The 21667-nt window shown below is 36.1% G+C and carries 19 protein-coding genes; 18 read left to right on the forward strand and 1 reads right to left on the reverse strand.

Annotated features, from left to right (window positions below; genetic code table 11):
* Positions 1-131: 131 nt before the first annotated feature.
* From I589_RS12430 to I589_RS12460, 7 genes are all read left to right on the forward strand, one after another.
* Positions 132-1439, forward strand: coding sequence for a PTS sugar transporter subunit IIC (locus I589_RS12430; protein ID WP_010768118.1), 1308 nt, complete (start codon positions 132-134; stop codon positions 1437-1439).
* A gap of 325 nt (positions 1440-1764) precedes the next feature.
* Positions 1765-2064: a hypothetical protein gene (locus tag I589_RS12435; RefSeq protein ID WP_010768119.1), complete on the forward strand. Its 300-nt coding sequence runs from the start codon at positions 1765-1767 to the stop codon at positions 2062-2064.
* On the forward strand, positions 2064-2960 hold the full coding sequence (locus I589_RS12440; RefSeq protein WP_010768120.1) for an N-acetylglucosamine kinase: 897 nt from the start codon (positions 2064-2066) through the stop codon (positions 2958-2960). The genes I589_RS12435 and I589_RS12440 overlap by 1 nt, the downstream gene beginning before the upstream one ends.
* On the forward strand, positions 2957-4045 hold the full coding sequence (locus I589_RS12445; protein WP_010768121.1) for a DUF871 domain-containing protein: 1089 nt from the start codon (positions 2957-2959) through the stop codon (positions 4043-4045). Before I589_RS12440 ends, I589_RS12445 begins: the two co-directional genes overlap by 4 nt.
* 201 nt (positions 4046-4246) lie before the next feature.
* On the forward strand, positions 4247-5377 hold the full coding sequence (gene anmK / locus I589_RS12450) for an anhydro-N-acetylmuramic acid kinase AnmK (protein WP_010768122.1): 1131 nt from the start codon (positions 4247-4249) through the stop codon (positions 5375-5377).
* A 10-nt stretch (positions 5378-5387) separates the two neighbouring features.
* Entirely contained in the window at positions 5388-6251 is an 864-nt protein-coding gene (locus I589_RS12455) for a MurR/RpiR family transcriptional regulator (RefSeq protein WP_010768123.1), read from the forward strand.
* Positions 6252-6435: 184 nt separating this feature from the next.
* A complete protein-coding gene (locus tag I589_RS12460; RefSeq protein ID WP_034685325.1) occupies positions 6436-7374 on the forward strand; it encodes an alpha/beta fold hydrolase in 939 nt (312 codons plus the stop codon).
* A gap of 104 nt (positions 7375-7478) precedes the next feature.
* Here I589_RS12460 and I589_RS12465 read toward each other — a convergent pair whose 3' ends face one another.
* Positions 7479-8306 carry an AraC family transcriptional regulator gene (locus tag I589_RS12465; protein ID WP_010768125.1) on the reverse strand — a complete coding sequence of 276 codons (828 nt, stop codon included), beginning with the start codon at positions 8304-8306 and terminating at the stop codon, positions 7479-7481.
* A 137-nt stretch (positions 8307-8443) separates the two neighbouring features.
* Between I589_RS12465 and I589_RS12470 the strand changes: the two genes are divergently transcribed.
* The 11 genes from I589_RS12470 (at position 8444) to I589_RS12520 (ending at position 21626) form a co-directional block, all read left to right on the forward strand.
* On the forward strand, positions 8444-9739 hold the full coding sequence (locus tag I589_RS12470; protein WP_010768126.1) for an ABC transporter substrate-binding protein: 1296 nt from the start codon (positions 8444-8446) through the stop codon (positions 9737-9739).
* Positions 9740-10135: 396 nt separating this feature from the next.
* Complete coding sequence (locus tag I589_RS12475) at positions 10136-11056, forward strand: carbohydrate ABC transporter permease (protein ID WP_010768127.1); 921 nt, start codon at positions 10136-10138, stop codon at positions 11054-11056.
* Positions 11049-11894 carry a carbohydrate ABC transporter permease gene (locus I589_RS12480; protein WP_010768128.1) on the forward strand — a complete coding sequence of 282 codons (846 nt, stop codon included), beginning with the start codon at positions 11049-11051 and terminating at the stop codon, positions 11892-11894. Before I589_RS12475 ends, I589_RS12480 begins: the two co-directional genes overlap by 8 nt.
* A gap of 10 nt (positions 11895-11904) precedes the next feature.
* Entirely contained in the window at positions 11905-14001 is a 2097-nt protein-coding gene (locus tag I589_RS12485; RefSeq protein ID WP_010768129.1) for a glycoside hydrolase family 36 protein, read from the forward strand.
* 534 nt (positions 14002-14535) lie between these two features.
* Complete coding sequence (locus I589_RS12490) at positions 14536-15336, forward strand: TrmB family transcriptional regulator (protein WP_010768130.1); 801 nt, start codon at positions 14536-14538, stop codon at positions 15334-15336.
* A gap of 14 nt (positions 15337-15350) precedes the next feature.
* Positions 15351-16229, forward strand: coding sequence for a sulfite exporter TauE/SafE family protein (locus I589_RS12495; protein ID WP_010768131.1), 879 nt, complete (start codon positions 15351-15353; stop codon positions 16227-16229).
* Between the two features lie 12 nt (positions 16230-16241).
* A complete protein-coding gene (locus tag I589_RS12500; RefSeq protein WP_010768132.1) occupies positions 16242-17219 on the forward strand; it encodes an ornithine cyclodeaminase family protein in 978 nt (325 codons plus the stop codon).
* Between the two features lie 456 nt (positions 17220-17675).
* Entirely contained in the window at positions 17676-19601 is a 1926-nt protein-coding gene (locus I589_RS12505; protein ID WP_010768133.1) for a BglG family transcription antiterminator, read from the forward strand.
* A gap of 5 nt (positions 19602-19606) precedes the next feature.
* Positions 19607-19921: a PTS lactose/cellobiose transporter subunit IIA gene (locus tag I589_RS12510; RefSeq protein WP_010768134.1), complete on the forward strand. Its 315-nt coding sequence runs from the start codon at positions 19607-19609 to the stop codon at positions 19919-19921.
* 16 nt (positions 19922-19937) lie between these two features.
* Entirely contained in the window at positions 19938-20273 is a 336-nt protein-coding gene (locus tag I589_RS12515) for a PTS sugar transporter subunit IIB (RefSeq protein WP_010768135.1), read from the forward strand.
* Between the two features lie 12 nt (positions 20274-20285).
* Positions 20286-21626, forward strand: a complete 1341-nt coding sequence (locus I589_RS12520) for a PTS sugar transporter subunit IIC (protein WP_010768136.1) — start codon at positions 20286-20288, stop codon at positions 21624-21626.
* Positions 21627-21667 lie beyond the last annotated feature (41 nt).

Below are 21667 nucleotides of genomic sequence, written 5' to 3' on the forward strand. Positions count from 1 at the left end.
TGGTCATTGCTAGAGAGTATGAATCAATAAAAATCGTATCACCAGTAAAAAAATATTTGCACTAATAAGTATATAACTACAAGAAGCATTTATGGATACAAAAATAATCATCAATTAGGAGATGTAAAGAAATGAGTAAAGTTTTAAGTTGGATTGAACTAAAGTTAATGCCTCCGATGGCTAAATTTGCCGAACAACGCCATATGAAAGCAATTCGTAACGGGGTTATTTCAACATTGTCTTTGATCATGATTGGGACACTATTTTTAACAATTGCCAACTTGCCTATTCCGGGATATGTTGACTGGATTAAACCTTATACAGCAGACTTAGCCATTCCGTTTAGAATTACGATGGGACTTTTAGGGATTTATGGTGCGTTTAGCATGGGCTATAATTTAACGAAATCCTACAAGTTAGATGGAATTACAGGAGGTATTCTTTCGTTAGCTACTTTTTTAATGCTGACAATTCCAGTAAATGTCGATGAATTGTTGCCAGAGGGTCAAGGTCTTGGTTGGGTATTGCCAATGAACTACTTAGGTGGATCAGGAATGTTCTCAGCTATTTTAGCAATGCTCTTTGCCAGTGAAATGTATCGATTATTCACTACACACAATATTACAATTAAGATGCCGGAACAAGTGCCGCCAGCAGTTGCCCGAAGCTTTGAAGCCCTAATTCCTGGTGCATTTATTTTAACCGTTGTTTGGGTGGTTCGTGTAATTCTTGGACTAGATATTAATAAAATGCTTTTAGATTTATTTGCTCCTTTAGTGGATATTATGGGGAATAATCTTATCGGTGTTCTTTTACCAATGTTCTTTATCCACTTATTATGGGCTGCTGGTGTTCATGGAATGAGTATTATTGGTTCTCTTGTTCGACCAATGTGGCTGGTTATGCTGGATGGAAATGCGGCAGCATTTGCAGATGGTACACCAATTACTCAATTACCTTATATTGCGCCAGAACAGTTTTATCAATGGACAGTAACAATTGGTGGTGCAGGGGTATCTATCTCAATCTGTATTTTACTTCTATTTTGTCGTTCTACATTCCTAAAACAAGTGGGACGTTTCTCACTTATTCCGGGAATTTTTAACATCAATGAAATGTTAATTTTTGGTGTGCCGATTATCATGAATCCAATCTTAGCCATTCCATTTATCACGGCACCTTTAGTAACAAGTACCATTAGTTATTTTGCAGTGAAATTTGGTCTAGTAAACGGATTTATCAGTAATCAGGCGTGGACACTTCCAGCGCCAATTGGTGCCTATCTATCTTCAGGAAATGACTGGAGAATGATTGTACTTGTTGTGATTAATGTCCTTGTTGCTATGGCTATCTACTTCCCATTTGTTCGCATTTATGACAATAAGATGGTAGAAGAAGAGCTAGCTGCTTCTAATGAAAAACAAGTTGTTAATGCATAAGTGAGGAACATACCCTCCTTATTTAAGCATTTTATAATCCTCCTAAAACCAGCAAGTTCTCAAGACCAATACTTGAGGACGATGCTGGTAATAGGTCTTAGTTGAGAAATGAACGAAAAGAGATTTTGACAGAAGTATTCAGCGCTGAAAATGGAAGAGATACTTCCTACTTTAGAAGCTGTTAACTCAAGCAAATCTCAAGTATAGAAGAGGAGGAGGTCCCTTTTCTACCTCTATTAAGCATTTAGGAAATCTGGAAGTAATTATTATAGTTAGAGCCTGGATTCCAACAGTAAAAAATATGGTTATGAAAGGAAGTAGTGATATGTTGAAATTATTACTTATTATTGGAATTATTGGATTTGTCGTGGCAGGAATGTTATTGACTCATTATTTGGAGAAAAAGAATTGGCTGCCTAACCGTTGGCTTACTGGAGCACTTGTTTTTTTAATCATACTTATTCCAAGCATTCTATTTCCTAATTTACCCATGTTTTTTAAACAAATCCTTTATGTAGTAAGTGGCGTGTTAGCCATTATTTTCTTTGAAACGACTCGATTGATGCTTGAACGTGGTCAATATCGTGGGATTGTTCCAGCAGAGAAAAAGAAGGAATCAAACTAATGAACTATATTATTGGTGTAGATAGTGGGGGAACGAAGACGGAAGCAACAGCATTCAGTTTAGAAGGTGAGCCCTTAGAACAATGTATCACAGGGTTTGGGAATCCGCTTGTAGATTATGATATAGCTGTAAGAAATATAAAAAAAGCACTTCAAACGATTTTTTCAGCATGTGGAAAAGACTGCAAACTAGTGGTTATCGGGTTAGCCGGAGTGGACAGCAGTGGACAAAAGGAACGATTAGAGTCCGAATTTTCCTTTCTTAAAGTACCTATCATGCTAATAAATGACGGAAAACTTGCCCATTTATCTATACTGAAAGGAAAAGAGGGCATCCTTGCCATTTCGGGGACTGGCTCTCTTGTGCTAGGCTATCAAACGAGTCAATGGCTTCGTGTAGGAGGATGGGGGCATCTTTTAGGAGATGAGGGAAGTGCGTATGATATTGCAAAAAAAGCCATTCAACGAGTGCTTTTTGAGGAAGACTCAGGACAGACATACAGTGAATTGAGCGTATCGATTATGAACTATCTGCAAGTGACTGATGTCCTTTCTCTTGTTAAGATAGCCTATCAATTGAATAAAGGAGAATTCTCGAAGCTTGCTGCTGTTGTTGGAAAGCTAAGCACAACAAATGAATTAGCTAGAGGGATTCTTATTAAATCAGCCGAAGACTTGGCAAAACAAACGATTATACTGATAAACAAAATGGGAAATCCCCAAAAGAGGATTTCAATAGGTATAAATGGTAGTGTGATTGAAAAGAATCAACTATTTAGAAAAGCGTTTTTTACCTACTTATCTGATAACAATGTAAAGGTACAGGAGTGTGAAAAAACAGAGCCAACGACAAAAGGGGCTTATTATTTATTCAAAGAAGGATGGCAAAATAAATGAGAAGATTAGGCATTTCAGTATATCCAAATCACAGTAGCGTTTCAGAGATTAAGGAATATATCACATTAGCGGCAAAATATAATTTCAAACGGGTCTTTACTTGCTTATTATCCGTTGATGAAGGAAAAGAAACAATTGTCCGAGAGTTTACAGAGACGATTCATTATGCAAAAAAATTAGGAATGGAAGTTATTGCAGATGTTAGCCCAAAAGTATTCGGAACACTGGATATTAGCTATGATGACTTATCTTTTTTTAAGGAGATAGGTGCAGATGGTATTCGTTTAGATATGGGGTTCACGGGAAATGAAGAATCAATTATGACCTTTAATCCACAGGAATTAGCGATTGAATTGAACATAAGCGCGGGAACAAGATATTTAGAGAATATTCTTAGCTATCAGGCAAATGCAGAAAAGCTATTAGGCTGTCACAACTTTTATCCACATCGTTATACTGGACTAAGTTATGAACATTTTATAGAAACGACGAAAATTTATAAGGAAAAAGGCATTCATACAGCTGCATTTATCAATTCACCAACTGCAACAGTGGGTCCATGGCCTGTAGAAGAGGGCCTTTGTACGCTTGAAATGCATCGAGAATGGCCAATCACTACACAAGCTAAGCATCTATGGGCGACAGAATTAATTGATGATGTCATTATCGCTAATTCATTTGCATCAGAAGAAGAACTACAGGCATTAAGTGAGATTGATCCGTACAAATTGACCTTAGATTGTCAACTAAATGAAGAGATTCCAACACTTGAACGCAAAATTGTTTTAGAAGAATTTCATTTTAACCGTGGAGACGTGTCTGATTTTGTGATTCGTTCAACCCAAAGCCGTGTAAAATATAAGGGACATGAATTTTTACCATTCCATACCCCTGATATGAAAACAGGTGATATCATCATAGAAACTTCTTTATATGCTCATTATGCAGGTGAGCTTCAGCTCGCATTGTTGCCAATGGAGAACTCTGGAAAATCTAATGTTGTTGGACAAGTAGTCAAAGAAGATCAAGTGTTGCTTCCATATATTAAGCCATGGCAAAAATTTGCGTTTCGTGAAGTGAAATGATGAGTGAATTTATAGAAGTCAATTTAGGAGTAAACTGAATAAAATTTAAGCCGTATAAAGTCTGAAGCATAATTCTTTGAGTCATGTTTTAGACTTTTTACCACTTAAACAAGAGGGAGAAAGGTTTGTTCTTGGAGAGTTATTAACGGGTAAGACTAGACAGCTATTTCTGACCGATTAAACGAGAGAAGAGGGGAAAAAATGACGCATTACGCAGTAGGATTAATGTCGGGTACATCATTAGATGGAGTTGATGCGGCACTGGTTGAAATTTCAGGAGTTAATTTAGAAACAAAAGTGAGACTGATTGATTTTCTAACAATTCCTTTTTTACCAAAAATGAAAAAACAGATAGAGAAAAGTCTGTCCATTGAAGAATCAAGCAACGCACTATTATGCAGTTTAAATGTCGAACTTGGAGAGGTATTTGGAGAAGCAGTACTTGAAATTTGTAAAAAAAATAATCTAGACAGTTCAACACTCTTATTTGTTGCCTCACATGGTCAGACTATTTTTCATATGCCTAACGGATTAGATGGATTTGTTCCTTCAACGTTACAATTAGGTGAATCAAGTGTCATTGCAGAAAGAACAAAGACGACAGTCATTTCAGATTTTCGTTATCGAGACATGGCAGTTGGAGGGCAAGGTGCACCAATTGTTCCCTATTCAGAGCTTGTTTTGTATCAGGATGCCAAAGTCACTCGAATTCTACAAAACATTGGTGGTATCGGGAATGCAACGATTTTGCCATCAGGAGGAGAAACTGACACGTTAGCATTTGATACCGGACCTGGGAATATGATTATTGATGAGCTGTGCAGACACTTTTATCAAGTGGAATATGATGATGAGGGGAATTTTGCCAGACAAGGAATGGTGAATGAAGAAGTCTTAGAGTCGCTTATGGCACATCCCTATATTCAGAAAAAAGCACCGAAAACAACAGGTCGGGAAGATTTTGGGAAAGAGTATACAGCAAATTTATTAAAGAAGTACCAGCTTTCAGCGAATGATTGGATTCGAACAGCGACAATGTTTACCGCAAAGTCAATTGCAGAGACCATCGCTCCTTTTGCTAAGGGCAAAACAGAGTTGATTATTGGCGGCGGGGGCAGTTATAATAAGGTATTGATTGTGATGCTAAAAGAGTTATTGCCTGAGATGACCGTGAAGACACAAGAGGATTTAGGTTACTCTTCAGAAGCAAAAGAAGCAATTGCTATGGCTATTTTAGGAAATCAAACATACCATAGGTTACCAAGTAACGTCCCTAGTGCGACAGGGGCATTTAGAGAAGTCATTCTAGGAAAAGTAACCTATTATTCGTAGGAGGGTCATCATGGAAGGGAAGCATATTCATCGCCGAGTGGAAAGTATTTTTAGTGAGTTAACTCAATCAGAAAAGAAAATTGCCCAAATGGTTTTAGAGACACCTGAAGAGGTCATTCAAATGACCGCTAATGAACTAGCAAAAGCCTCTCAAACGAGTCCGGCTTCAGTCATTCGTTTCTGCCGATCCATTGGCATTTCAGGGTTTACAGAGTTAAAGCTAAAACTATCTGCGGAAGTGGATACGCCTAACTATACCTCTTATTCAGACATTTCTCCTGGCGAACCGATTAAAGACATCAAGAGTAAATTACTAGGAAATGCCTATCAGTCAATGAAGGATACAGTCAACTTAATAGATGAGAATGTAATTGATGAGACCAATGAGTTGATTCGAAAGGCACCAATTGTGTATGTCTATGGTCTGGGGGCTTCTTATTTAGTTGCTGAAAATATCGCACAAAAGTGGAATCGAATTGGAAAGACGGTCGTTTGCTTGTCAGATGCGCATCTGTTGTTGGTCATTTTAACTTCTGCTGTAAAAGAAGCTGTATTTATCGGTATCTCTAACTCTGGAGAGACAAAAGAAGTGATTCATATGCTCAAAATTGCAAAAAATTCTGGATTAAAAACGATTAGTATCACGCAGTTTGGTTCAAATACGATTAGTCATTTAACAGATGTCAGCATTCATACAGTTCGCTCAAATGAAGCGGAGTTGCGTAGTGCAGCAACCAGTTCTCTACTAGCTCAATTTATGGCAATAGATGTCTTATTTTATGCGTATGTATCAGAGAGCTATGAGGAGAATATCACACGAATTCGCCAATCCAGAAAAGCCATTGAACAGTATAAAAAAGATTCATTTAAATAAAAGGATTGCTAACGAACCATTCTGTTTCTAAAAAAGCTTTAGGAACAGGATGGTTTTTTCGCCAAATTATCAGACAGATTCGTCTAAGTGTCTGGAGATTTTTTTTTATACAGTAGAAAATGATGAGCAACTCTTGTTATAATTATCTGGAATAGAATCGTTGGAAAGTGAGAGTGGCATAGTTGTGGAGATTAGTGAATTACGGATTCCTTCAACGAATGATAAGAATCAGCTAAAGGTAAAAATATGGCAACCAAAACAACCGGTTAAGGCTGTGTTTCAAATGATTCATGGGATGGTTGAACATATTGATCGATATGGTGAATTTGCTGTATTTATGGCTTCAAACGGCTATTTAGTTGTCGGTCATGACCATATTGGTCACGGAGATTCTGTAACGGATGAAACTGAATATGGGCACTTTGGATCAAATGACGGGCATCAAATTCTCGTGAAAGATGTGTCCAATGTTCAACGTCATTTTTCCGCAGAATATCCGAATGTCCCCTACTTTATTTTAGGTCATAGTATGGGTTCCTTAGTTTTACGAAATTATTTAATTCAATATCCTGATGTTCCGCTAGCAGGAGCGATTATTATGGGAACGACCTATGAGTCAAGAAGTAAGATGAATGCAGCTATTTGGGTTAGCGGTCTAATTGCTAAAATAAAAGGAGCGACCTACCCTTCCTCTTTGTTAGATACTCTAGCTTTTGGTGGGTTTAATCGCTCATTTCGTCCAACACGGACATCAAAGGATTGGCTAACGAGAGATGAAGAAATGGTGGACTTGTATCTAGCTGATGCAAAGACACAGTTTATTTTTTCAGCAAAAGCCTATCAAGATTTGTTTGTTTTAACAAAAAATGCCAGTACTCCCTCCTTGTTAAAAAAGATAAATCCACAGCTTCCTCTTTATTTAATTTCTGGAGCACAAGATCCCGTTGGTCATTTTGGGAAAAATGTTGAAAGATTATATGAACAGTTAAAAGCGGATGGAAAAAATGTCACTCTGTCATTACTAAAGAATGGCCGACACGAAATTTTAAATGAAACGAATGCCTACGAAGTTTATCGAATGCTACTCGATTGGACGGAAAAGAGAAGGCAAGACTATAAATGAGAATGCCAAGGAAAGCCCACTTAAAAAAGGATTTCCTTGGCATTTGTTGAATGAAAAAGATGATGAAGTGCTAGGTATAGCTTGAGGGCTGTCCACTATTGTAATTATTTTCTAGGAGAATGACCATATACTCGCTTATAAGCTCGTGAGAAAGAAAGTGGATTCTGATAACCAACTGCTTTTGAAATCATAGAAACAGTATGATCAGAATTTTCTAATAAAAACTTTGCTTTTAGTAATCGATAATTAATCAAATAGCTTAATGTACTTTGATTAAATGCTTTTTTTATGACCCTTGAAAGATAAGAACTATTCAACGAAAGGTCTGCTGCAATTTTCTCAATAGTAAGATCCGCTCGCCAATAATTCTGACGTATATAAAGAACAAACTGCTCTATGTGCCTCTCAGAAATTTTCATATTTGAATTTAATGAGAGATTTGAACCATCAAGACTAAATCTAGAGATTAATTCTATTAATCTTCCTTGAATAGTCAAAGAACTGGACTCTGAAAAAAAGCTTGATGTGAGTAACTGATTTATCTGTCTGTTGATGTCGTTTGCGTTTGAAAGGTGTCCCACTCTATTTTCTGCGTTATATCCTAAATCATGTAAGACATCATCCACCAAATTTCCTTCAAATCCAAACCAAACATATTCCCATGGAGTCTGATTATCTGCTTGGTAAATTGCTGCGGAATCATTTGGGGAAATCATGAAAAAATCTCCTTTGTTTAGAGAGTACGTATTATTTTCTAGTGAAAAAGTCCCTTTTCCGTTGAGTATATAATGTAAAACAAAATATTCGCGCACTTGAGGACCAAAACTATGTGACGGCAGGCATCTTTCATGCCCAAAATTAATCGTTAGAAAATCGGTTAGTAGACAATCATTGAAGAAAAATTCACTTCTATCTTTGCTTTCTAGGAACATTACATCCGCCCTCCTTAAAATAAGATTGATTAAAAAAGTCAGAAATTGTATATCTATATTCGGAATTAGCTATATGATTATTTATTGTCCAGTATATAATCAATATTGTAAGCGATAACAAAGGAGGAAGCAATATTATGCGAGTAAGAAAAGGAATACTATCGATTTTATCTGTTTTATTTATTTCGGGCGGTATTTTAGCAGGGTGTGGAAACAGTTCAGAATCAAAAGCTGAAGAACAAACGAAGATTGTTTTCTGGTCAGGCGCAACGAAAGGAAATAAAGATCAGATTCATGAAGAGACATTGATTAAAGAATATGCTGAAAAAAATAATTTAGAGGTAGATTATCAGCTATTCAATTGGGATCAGCTAAAGGACAAAATTGTTACCTCAGTAGCAGCAGATGACGCACCTTCCATTACTTGGGGACTCGGAGAATGGTATGGGGAATTTAGAAATATGGGTGCGCTAGCAGATTTATCTACCTTCTGGGAAGCATATGAAGAAAATGATAATTTTTATCCGAATGTGATTGAAGCTTTGTCAACAGACGGAAAGCTACAAGCATTCCCTAATTATATTGCTCCGCGAGCATTAGTTTATCATGAAGAGTTACTAAAACAAGCGGGTTATGAGAATGCGCCAACTACTTGGGAAGAGCTTTTAGCAATGTCGAAAACAGTGAAAGAAAAGACTGGTCAATATACATTTGGGATTGCAGGTACAGGTGATAGAGCACCACAAGAGCTTGCTTCCTTCCTGTTTCAAAGTGAATTGACAATTGCTGAGGATATGGGAGAAGGGGAATATAAAAATACTTGGCAAGATTCAAAAGAAAACTTGAAAACTGCAACCGAAGTTTTTCAATTTTATAAGGATTTAAAGGATTCAGGTGCTATCGATCCTAATTCTACAGTTGGCGGATGGGAAGAGCTTGATACTAATTTTTCATTAGGTAAATATGCAATGGTAAATAACGGTTCTTGGATGCAAAACTATGAAGAAAACAATCCTGAAGAAATGGCAGATGCAGCAGTTGGACTCCCTGCCTATAACAAAAAGCCTGCAACTTTTTTAGAAATTAATACGTACTATGTGTATAACAATGATGAAAAAGAAGTGCGTGAAGCAGAAAAGTTAGTGGAATATTTGTTAAGCAAGGAAAATCAACAGGCAGGTAGACCAGAAGGTTCGCCTAGAACGGATATGGAGATTGATACGAAAAATAAATGGGCAAGTGGCTTTGGAAATCCAGAATTAATTGCACAAGCTCAACCGTTACCACCTATCTCAATGGCAGAAATTACGCAGCCCATGCAGGATGCTATTGCAATGGTTCTTCAAAACGATGAAGATCCAGAGGATGCAGCAATTTTCTTATCAGACAAAATAAATGAGGCATTAAAAAACCAAGAAATTTTATCGGAGTAATGATTGTACGAGGTTGGATCAGAAGTGTGCAGATTATTTGTAAAGTCTTTAATGCTAAAGATATGCCATCTTTAACGTGAAACAAAGGGCAGGCCTTCAGTGGGCTCATACTTCATGAATGAAGAATGAGCCACCTTCTGTTTTCAAACTTTTAAAGAAGCCTGGGTAGAACTTTTGGAGTTATGTCCCAGCCTCATCCCCATCTTTTGAGAAACCTCCAGTATTCTCTAAGGATGAGTTGGAAAATATAAGTATCCATCTCAAAAAAAGTAAGTAGATTAGTTCAAAAAAACAAGCTCAATTTTCTACAAAACTAGGTAAATGATGGAAAAAGCAAGATTAAGAATCGAGACCAGTAATTCTCGATATTTGTTCGTAAGCTAAGGGGGAATAAGGATGAATAGCAGTAAGCTTACAAAAGAAAGATCAAATAGAATTAGTGCAGCTATATTTATGGCACCAGCAATTATTTTTATGATATTTCTTATTGGAATCCCACTTATTCAAGTTATTTGGGATAGTTTTCATGCTAAAAGTTTAACGAATCCTACATTAAATGGATTTGTTGGATTGGATAATTTTAAGAAAGTCTTTTCGGATACTTTATTTGTAAATAATTTAAAAAATACAGTGGTTTGGACTGTTCTCTCTGTAGTTGGAGAATTATTGCTTGGTTTGACTGTTGGAATAGCACTCAATCAAAAAATCCGAGGTAGAACAGCGTTTAGAAGTATGATTATTGTTCCATGGATTGTTCCTATTGCTGTGGCGGGACTAACATGGACATGGATGTTAAATCCAGATTATGGCATCATCAACTATTTACTTGTTAAGACAGGATTTATTGAACAATCTGTCTATTGGCTTGGAAACAAAACCACAGCATTATTGACCGTTACATTGATTAATATCTGGAGAACGTTTCCGTACTGGGTCATTAGTATTTTAGCCGGATTGCAGTCAATACCTGATGATTTATATGAAGCGGCTTCTATTGATGGTGCGAGCATCATTCATAGATTTTTCAATGTGACACTTCCTGGTTTGAAAAATGTCGTAACAACTTTAATTTTTATGCATATTGTCTGGACTTCAGTTAACTTTGACTTTATATGGATTACTACTGAAGGAGGTCCTAATTATGCTTCGGAGACACTTCCAATTATGATTTACCGCTATGCAATGAAAAATTATGATATAGGAAAGTCTTCAGCATTATCGGTCGTGCTTATTATTATATTACTAAGCATATTTGTATGTGTACCCGCGTATCGTTTTATTAAAAAGAAAATGGATGAGGTGAGAGTCAATGGTTAAAAGTAAGACAGAAAAAATAGTTAGTCAGATAGCCACGTATGTAGTACTTATCCTTTGCTCTGTGTTTTCTTTTTTTCCATTTTTATGGATGCTATCGACTTCATTAAAGCCAGATACAGAAATCTATTCAACAACACCTTCATTTTGGTCATCTAATTTTAGTTTAACTAATTTTAGAGAAGTGCTCCAAGAATCAGATTTCCTTATTTTTTTTAAGAATAGCTTTTTTGTTTCTCTAGTAACAACGTTTATTGGACTCGTTATCGCTGTGTTAGCAGGCTATGCATTGAGCCGATTTGGTCGCTATAAATCAATCAAATTTGCAGGCATCTCTTTGACGGTTAGTCAGATGGTTCCAGGAGTTCTGCTGTTGATTCCAATTTACATGATCTTTAAGGGGATGGGATTAATAAACAGTTATTTAGCACTGATTTTAGCCTACTCTACATTTGTCATTCCGTTAAGCACATTTATGATGAAAGGTTTTTTTGATAGTATTCCACTTTCTTTAGAAGAATCAGCTGAACTAGATGGTGCTTCGAGGCTGAGAACCTTAGTGCAAATAATTTTACCAGTATCTATTCCTAGCCTGGTTTCGACAGGACTGTATACATTTGTTACTGCGTGGAATGAATACATGTTTGGTTATGTGCTGATTAGTGATGTAACACACCGTACATTAACACCAGGAATTACATTGTTTAGAGGACAATTTACAACAGATTGGGGAAATCTTATGGCTGCGAGTGTCCTTGCTGTGATTCCTGTAACAATTATTTTCGTATTTTTACAAAGATACTTGATTTCTGGACTTATGTCAGGAGCAGTGAAAGGATGAGTTTGAAAACATGGAACAGATTTATAAATACAAGATTGCAGACACGACAATCGTTTTTAGCGAATTATCAGGGAAACGGTTAAGGTTAATCCACTTTTCACCAGAGCCTTTTTTTGCAGACCGGCATATTCCAGAAGAATTGCTGGAAGCAAGCGCTATTGTAGAATTGCAGATTACAGGAGTTAATCAGCCGGATCATAAAGGAAATAAATTGGGCAATACATTGATTGGTCGAGAGCTAGTGGCTAAAAATATTCATTGTGAGGGGAACAAGATTACTATTATTCAATTTTTCCAATCAGAAGAAATCTATCTAGAAGTTGAAACTGTTATTGATGGGAGTCTTCAAGAAAATATGTTTGTTTGGAGAAGTAAAGTAAAAAATTTAGGGGAAACGATAGGTATTGAATACATTACTTCTTTAAATATAGCCGCTATTAATGATTCTTTTATCCATCATCCTTTTATAGAGGATCGCCTACATCTGCCAACGAATTCTTGGCAAGGGGAGTTGCAGTGGAAAAATGCGCGATTAAACGAGCTTGGCCTTTATTATGGCTTAGATGGTGAAGGACTTCAAGATTCAACGAAGTATATAGGGATAACCAATCAGACATCATGGTCATGTGCACAATACAGTCCATTTGGGTTGCTGGAGAATGAAAAAAATAATCGGATAAGCTTTTGGCAGATTGAAAATAATGGTGAGTGGCATTGGGAGCTAAGTGACTGTGGGTTTGGAAAATATCTTGTATTAAGAGCAGGTGGACCTACTGAACCCACCAATCATTGGTGGAAAAAGCTAAAGAAAAATGAACAGTTTGAAACAGTACCTGTAGCTTATGGAACTATTTTTGGAAGATACTCAGAGGCAATTGAGCTCTTAAATGAATATAGAAGAAGCATACGAAGAGAAAATGAAGACAATCAGACCTGTCCAGTCATTTTTAATGATTATATGAATAGTTTGATGGGAGATCCAACAACTGAAAAAGAATTACCTATGATAGAAAAAGCTGCAGAGGTTGGTTGCGAGTATTATGTGATTGATTGTGGCTGGTACTCAGATGGCTACTGGTGGGATAACGTGGGTGAATGGAAGCCATCGAAGCAACGATTTCCAGAAGGACTAGCATTTTTAACTCAGCGTATTCTTGATAAAGGAATGGTTCCAGGACTGTGGTTAGAGATTGAAGTCATGGGAATCAACAGTGAACTAGCTAACTCATTACCGGACGAATGGTTTATTTGCAGGCATGGGAAGCGTATCAAAGATCATAGCCGATATCATTTAGATTTTAGAAATAGTGAGGTTCAAGCATATGCAACAGCAGTTGTTGATAGGTTAATTTCAGAATTTAAAATTGGGTATATTAAAATGGATTATAATACCCCAACAGCGGGAAGTGATGTTGACGCAGACAGTTATAGTGATGCGTTGTTAAGTCACAATCGTGCGTATCTGGCTTGGGTGGATCGCTTATTTAAGAAATACCCGAAATTAGTTATTGAAAATTGTGGAAGTGGTGGCATGCGGCATGATTATGCAATGCTTTCACGTCATAGTATTCAATCAATAACAGACCAAACCAACTATCTAAGAAATGGCGCAATCGCAGCGATTGCAGCAACAGGTGTAACACCAGAGCAATCAGCAGTATGGAGCTATCCTTTAAAAGAAGGGGACAACGAAGAAGTGATTTTTAATATGGTGAATACGATGCTTTTACGAATACATCAGAGTGGACATTTAGCAGAGCTTAATAACCAGAGAGTATCCCTAGTGAAGGAGGGAATAGATGTGTATAAATCTATTCGACAATATATTCCCCTTGGAAAACCTAGATGGTATACGGGCCTTCCATCTTTAGATGATGAGTGGTTCAGCTTTGCTTTAGAAACACCAACGGATATTTATATAGCTGTTTGGCGAACAAAAAGCTTAGATTGTCAGTTTTCTGTCTCTTTACCAATGGATGTAAACGAAGTGCAACAATTATATCCAAAAAAAGAACTGGGTTCAGCGAACTTTTTCTTCAATAAAAATCAATTAATCGTTGAATATAGCAAAGACAAAATGGCACGTCTATATAAAATAAAAAAATAAAAAGATTATGGTGAGTTTGGGAGAGAATTAATACCCAGACTCTTTCCCACGATTATTAGTCAAGTGAGAAACAAAAGAATGACTGAAATTACGTGGGACATGATTTAAATATGAAACTCTATGGTGATTCAGTTTCATCATTCCCGAATGGAATAGATAGAGTATTTTCGAAGGTGGAACAGAAGTGCTCAGCTCCGAGAACAGGTACTGTGCATCATCAGAAGTGAAACTTTCGTAATTTACAGCAATAAGAAGGGATTGCTTTTGTTCACAACCTTTATTAAGAATTCACGAGTGTGAGATATAACTTAAATCGTTATGTCTCACACTCTTTTTTTGTGAAATAAAAATCAATATTTAATTTATTTTTCGAGTATTTAATTTTTTTATTAAAAAAACTCTTGTTTCATAATGTTTCTCAATATTTTTTACAAAAATATATTGTGAAAACAGTAACTTGTTGTTGCTTTTTTGGATGTATCGAGTTATAGTAGTCACTGTAGTAGCTACTAGTTAAAAAGTGAGGGTTAATCTATGGAAACGATTATTCAAATTATGAAAAAATATGATTTTTCTGAAATGGAGACCAGGGTGTATACAACATTACTGGAAAAAGGCAATCTTACGGGGTATGAAGTAAGCAAGCATTCAGGTGTTCCACGCTCAAAGGTATATAACATTTTAGAAAAGCTGTTAAAAAAGAATTTGATTGTTGTGAATAAATCAGAGCCTAAGCTTTATCATGCAATATCAGCAGATGAATTTTTAGAGAAATTAGAAAAAAATGTTAAAAATGATCTTTCCTATCTAACAAAAAATTTAGGAATGATTAAAGAAAAAGATGAAGAAGAGATGCTGTGGAAAATTGATGGCGTAGAGTATGTTTTGGATAAAGCAGAACATTTGGTTAAGAATGCAAAAGAGAGCTTACTAATTCAAGTGTGGCACGAAAACTTAACGGATTCCTTCGTAAAATTGCTGCAAGAAGCAGAGAAACGAGTGGATAAGTTTGTCTTAATTTTATTTAGTGCAACGCATGAGTACGAACTGCCCCTAGAAAAATATTATATTCATGGATTTGAAATCGATAAATTAGCAGATTTTGGTGCGAAGTGGATAAATATTGTGGCAGATGAACAAGAAGTGGTATTTGGCACGATTAATGAAGAAACGCAATCAACAGACGTTACGTGGACACGAAACCACGCCATGGTAAATCTCGCAAAAGAATATGTCAAACATGATGCATATACACTTAAAGTGATTACAGAATCTCCTGAAGAACTTAAAGTGAAATATGGTAATGACTTTGAGGGAATCAGGGAGATCTACTAGTAGGAGGAATTTTCATGATTCGAAATACTTTGTTGGGGTTAATTGTAGCAATCAACGCGTATTTTATTATTTACTTTGTAAGAGACCTGATAAAAAATAAACAAAGCTTTAAAGAAGAGCCAGGAGACACACGAATTTTACCGTTTACGTCATTTATTATTTTCTTTCTTTCAACATTTGGTATTTCTGACTTTGCTATTGGCACTGTATTGTATCCGAAAATGAACTGGGTAAGTATGAAAAAATTACCTGGGACATTGAATACACAATGTGTTGTACCAGTGGCTGTAATGGCATTGTCTTATATCACAGCCATTAATGTTGGAATAAAAACACTAGCTGTTTGTATTGTTTGTCAGGTAATTGGTGCCTATTTAGGTCCAAGGTTTGTGGTGAAGCTTCCTGAACGAACAATTAAATTATTTGTTGGCGTAGGATTACTTGTTGCTGCATTTTTAATTTTTGCAGGACAGATGAATTGGATTCCTTCAAATGGAACAGCTAGTGAACTATATGGTGGCAAGCTTGTTTTAGCTGGATTCTTACTATTTGTCTACGGTGCATTAAATAATATCGGAATTGGTTCCTACGCATTAACTATGGTAACTGTGTATTTACTAGGATTAAATCCAGTTGCAGCATTCCCAATTATGATGGGTGCTTGTACATTTTCTGTCCCAATTGGAAGCGTACAGTTCATCAAATTCAATGAATATAGTCGGAAAATTACGCTATTTACGTCAACATTTGGTGTGTTAGGTGTACTCGTTGCCGTATTTTTAGTGAAATCATTAAATACGTATATGCTTAAATGGCTTGTTATTTTTGTCTTATTATACAGTGCGTATACAATGTTAGGCAGCCAATTAAAAAAAATGAAATCAGTTAACTAAGGAGCGAGAAAAATGTTGTTTTTGAAAAAAGAGGATATCATCAATAGTTTTTCAATGAGAGAAGCCATCGATGCAGATAAAGAGGCATTATCCATGTATTCAGCAGGCAAGGCGAGTGTTCCCTTACGGACGAATATTGATGTGCCTAAAAGTAAAGGGCAAAGCTTATACATGCCTGCTTATGTCGATGGAGCAAACGGTGCATTAGGTGTGAAAATTGTTTCTGTTTACCCTGAAAATATAAAGAAAAATTTACCAAGTGTTCCGGCAACAATGATCGTCCTTGATCCAGAAACAGGAATCGTTTCAGCCTGCTTAGATGGAACCTATTTAACTCAGTTAAGAACAGGTGCGGTTCAAGGAGCAGCAACAGAATTACTTGCACGAAAAGATACGAAGATAGGGGCGCTGATTGGTACGGGTGGTCAAGCCCAATCTCAACTGGAAGCGATGCTGACAGTCCGAGAATTAGAAGAAGTTCGAATTTTTGATATTGATTTTGAACGTGCGAGCCAATTTGCAAAAGAGATGGAAGAAGTATTTTCCGTTTCTATGCGACCAACGAAAACGAGTCAGGAATGTGTGGAAGGGGCAGACATTATTACCAGTGTCACTACCTCAAAACAACCCACTTTCTCAGCAGAATGGGTTAAAAAAGGCGCACATATCAATGGTGTAGGAGCGTATACCCCTGAAATGTGTGAAATTCCTAGAGAAATTATCAAGAAAGCAGATGTCATTATTTTTGATACCATGGACGGAGTTCTTGAAGAAGCAGGTGATTTTATTTCACCACTAAAAGACGGCTATGTTCAAGAAGAAGACTATCAAGGGGAACTAGGTCAGCTTGTTAATGGAAAATTAATTGGGCGAACAAGTGATGAACAAATCACTATCTTTAAAACAGTCGGCTCAGCAGTATTAGATGTCGTTGTAGCCGCTGAAATTGTGAAAAAAGCAAAAGAGAAACATTTAGGAATGGAAATCTAATTGTTTGTAGATAAAAAATGAACCAAGGAGAAGGACTCCGGGGTTCATTTTTTTTTTACTTTTATTTTGGAACGGTGAGGAATTTTGGTAAGATTGGGACTCCTTCTAGTATTAAATAGTTTTCATTCGACAAGGGAGTACCTGTCAGCTGATTGTGATGAGAGTTGTCTTACTTAAATTAAACGAGTAGGGAGGTGGTTTATAGGAACTATCTACCTATTTTTTTACGCTAAAAATTTGACTAAAGAAAGTTCTCTATTCGATGAAGGCTCAGTGATACTAGTTATTTTTGTTTGAAGGAGGGGAAGGGATACATTGAACCTAAAAATACAGTTGTAAACTCTGACAAGAACTTGTTTAATCGATGATTGGGTTACTTGTTTACCAGTTGATAGGAAAAAAACATCGTTTTGTTACAAGCGTTTTCATACTATCTTATAAGTGAGGAGGGAGCGTATGAGGGAAAATCAAATGATACAACTATTAGCAAAAAGCGATGGGTTTCAATCAGCAGCAGAATTGGCTAACTTATTTGATGTTTCAGTTCGTACAATATCGAATGATATAAAACTAATGAATTCAACATCTGTAATGGATGGATTTTGCATTCAATTTATAAAAGGAAAAGGCTACTATCTTGAGGTGATTGAAGAAAAAGCTTTTCAACAGTATCTAGCTTCATTAATAGAGGGGACAAGTTCCAAAATACTCCCAGCCGATTCTCGAAAAATCAGCATTGCTCTTTCGCTACTTTTTGCCAATGACTATCTAACTATCAAACAACTATCTGATAGATTAGAAGTAAGCAGTTCAACAATTAAGAAAGATATGCTGAGTGTAAAAAAGATTTTTGAAGAACGAGAGTTAGCCTTATATTCTAAGTCTCATTATGGATTTAAGGTTATTGGTTTGGAAGAAAATCGAAGAAAAGCAATTATTCAGCTTTTACGTAATGAAATTATTCATCCAAAGCTAACAAGCGAGTATGAAAAGTTTCGGACGTTTTTTGATGAAGAAGCTTTTAGAAACTATATTGTAGATCAGATTGCTTCGTTAGGAATCAAGATGAATGATCTCGTATTGGAAAACATTGTTCAACATGTTGCGTTGTTAGTTTTTCGGATGAAACAGCACAACTTTCTAAAAGAGGAAATTTTTCACAATGAAAAAGAGACAACTACAATATTCACTACATTGACTGAACGGATTGTTGCTTACATTGAGGAAAAGGAATCTATTCATTTTCCAATGAATGAACAGAAATATCTTAGTAAACAACTATATGGGAAAATTATTGCGGTTGATGAACTAGCAGAATCAGATGAGCTCTTCAAATATATTACGCAGGCATTGAAAATCGTTGATAGTAAGTATCATACATTATTTAACCAGGATACGGAATTGAAGGATGCGTTAACGTTACACGTTGCTCCTTTGCTACAGCGTTTATATGGAGGACACCAACTTGAAAATCCAATTATTGAGGATGTCTACACCCGTTATACGAACGTTTTTAATATTGCTTATGAGTTTATTCAATTAATTGGAAACGATTTAGATTTTACTATTTCAAAAGACGAGATGGGCTATCTCGCAATCTACTTTGCAGCTAGCTTAGAGAAACAAACTTACGATCAAATGAATCAATACAAAAAAATAGCGGTGATATGTGCTACAGGTGGCGGGTCTTCCTTTTTTGTAAAAACAAAGTTGGAGCAAGTATTTATAAACGCCAAAGTCAAGACAGTTTCCACAATGGAGCTTCATAAAATTGATGAAACATTTGATTTAATTATTTCTACTATTCCAATCAAACAGGAATTCGGCTCAATCCCTCTGATATACACTCAGGCTTTATTAAGTGAAAAAGAGATTAAAAAAATTCAAAAGGATCTTCTCCTTGTTAATGAAAATAAAACTGTTGAGAATGATATTAATCAACAATTATTGAACCTTTTTTCAGAAGAAAATTTTGAAATTAGTGAAGAAACAGACTACCTAAAATTACTTATGGCAAGAGGAAAGCGTCTAGAAGCCGAAAAATTTTCAAAAGAGGGGTATGCAGAGCTGGTTATTCAAAGGGAGAAGTTAATTGATACGATTTATAAAAATGGGGTTGCAGGACCGCACCCTATGGAATCGAGGGCAATCAAGGAGTGTGTTGATGTTGTATTGTTACATACACCTATTCGGTTTAAAGAAAAAGAAGTTAAGCTACTATTCTTGATTAATATCAGTAACGAACATTTATTTTTGCATAAAGAAATCAGTCGATTGATGATACGAATAATGGAAGATAGCGACTTAACAAGGCAGTTAAACAAATTTAAAAATTATCAAGATTTTTCTCAGTATTTAAGAGAAATCATTCGGAAGGGATAAAAAATATGGATGAACAAGAGAAGAGTATTTTTCAAATAATCTCTGCTTCAGGAGATAGTCGAGGCTCGGCATTTGAGGCATTGCGATTAGCTAGAAAAGGTGCATTTGAAGAAGCTAACGAGAAAATGCAAGAAGCAAAAGAAAAAAGTATCATTGCTCATGATGAACAAACTCGATTAATTGCAAAAGAGATAAATGGGGAAAAAACAGAAACTACACTATTAATGGTTCATGCTCAAGACCATTTGATGAATAGTTTATTAGCTAGAGATTTGATTGAAGAAATGATTGAAATTTTGAAAGAACAAAAAATGAAATAGAAAAGGAGTAAAAAAAATGAAAACTTTATTAGTCTGTGCAGGTGGATTTTCGACAACAATGATGATGGAGGCTATGAAAAAAGTAGTGAAGGGATCAGAGAAGCTGGCGATTGAGGATTATCCAATGGAAGCAATCGGCGTGGATAAATTAGAGCGTTACATTGATGAATATGACGTGATATTAGTTGGTCCACAGTTAAGTCACAAATATGAATATATTGCACAGGAGGCTAAAAAGAGGAGGAAACCGACAGTTTTATTAACATCTGATATCTATGGGTCAATGGATGGAAGTACAGTAATGAAACAGGCAATACTTGCTTATAGAAAGAACCAACAATCAAAATCATAAAGGAGAAAAGAGATGGAGAAGAAAAAAATATCTACTTTTGACAAAGTAGAAGAGTTTATTCGAAAAACCTTAGTTCCAATTGCAAATAAGGTAGACAACAATGACTATTTAACAGCAATAAAAAAAGGGATGGTTGTTCTTACACCCGCATTGCTGCTAGGTTCGATTGCAGCTATTTTCCCATCAATTCCAGAATTTATAAAAGTTACCGCTGTTCAAAACTGGTTTGAGCAGTATGGGTACGTTTTTGGTTTACTGTCAAAAGTTTCTTTAGGGTTAGTCGGGTTATACGCAGTCTTATCTATTTCCTACTTTTTAAGCGAACAATGGAAGCTCTACACAATTGGCTCGATGATTTTATCTGCTATCGGCTTCTTGTTAATCTCTATGGATCTAGATGAAAATGGGAACATTATAGCCTCATATTTGGATTCCAAGGGGTTATTTGCCGGAATTTTTGTTGCAATTATTTGTGTAAAGATTTATCAATTTTTCACGAAGCACAAATTGGTTATTAAAATGCCAGAAGGTGTGCCAGATTTTGTCTCTAGCTCATTTGAATTGATTACACCTACTGCTGCAATTGCTATTTTATTTGTTGCACTACGCACTGTGACTGATGCTTTGAGTGGAGGAGTGTTGCTGCCGCAGGTAATTATGAATTTATTGGCACCAGCAATTGGCGGGCTAGATTCTTTTTGGGTGATTTACTTTGTGCTAGTGCTGCGCTTAGTTTTCTGGTTCTTTGGGATTCATTCTGCTGTTTTGTCCCCGATATTGTCCCCTATTATGGTTCAATATTTATCAGAAAATATTGCCGCTCATGAAGCGGGCGAACCACTGAGCCATGTTATTACAGGCGGAACAATGTCCGCCTTTGCAAACTTTACGGGTTCAGGAGTCACTATCGGTTTAGTTATTGCAATGCTGGTCAGTAAATCTATGCGTTATAAAAAAGTCGGCGCGGTTGCTTTATTACCTTCATTATTTGGAATTAATGAGCCTGTACTATTTGGTGTTCCGATTATTTTAAATCCAGTTCTAATGATTCCTTTCATTTTTGGCGGTGCCTTTGTTGGAATGATTCCGATGATTTGTATGAAACTAGGCTTATTAAATTATCCAATTTTTGATCCGCCTTATGTTCCTGTATTTATGGAAGGATTCTTAACAGGTTTTGACTGGCGTTCTATCATCATTCAAGTGATACAAGTAGCGTTGTCTTTTGCTCTTTATCTGCCATTTTTCAAAGTATTAGAGCGTCAGGAGTTAGATCAAGAGAAAGCAAATATAGAGAAATCTTCAATTATCAGTGAAGAAGATGAGGCGTTATTGGGGGATTTAGACTTCTAGGAAAAAATTTATTGAATGGATAACAGAGGTACGTAGCAGGT

This window comes from Enterococcus phoeniculicola ATCC BAA-412 (genome assembly GCF_000407505.1).
GTDB lineage: Bacteria > Bacillota > Bacilli > Lactobacillales > Enterococcaceae > Enterococcus_K > Enterococcus_K phoeniculicola.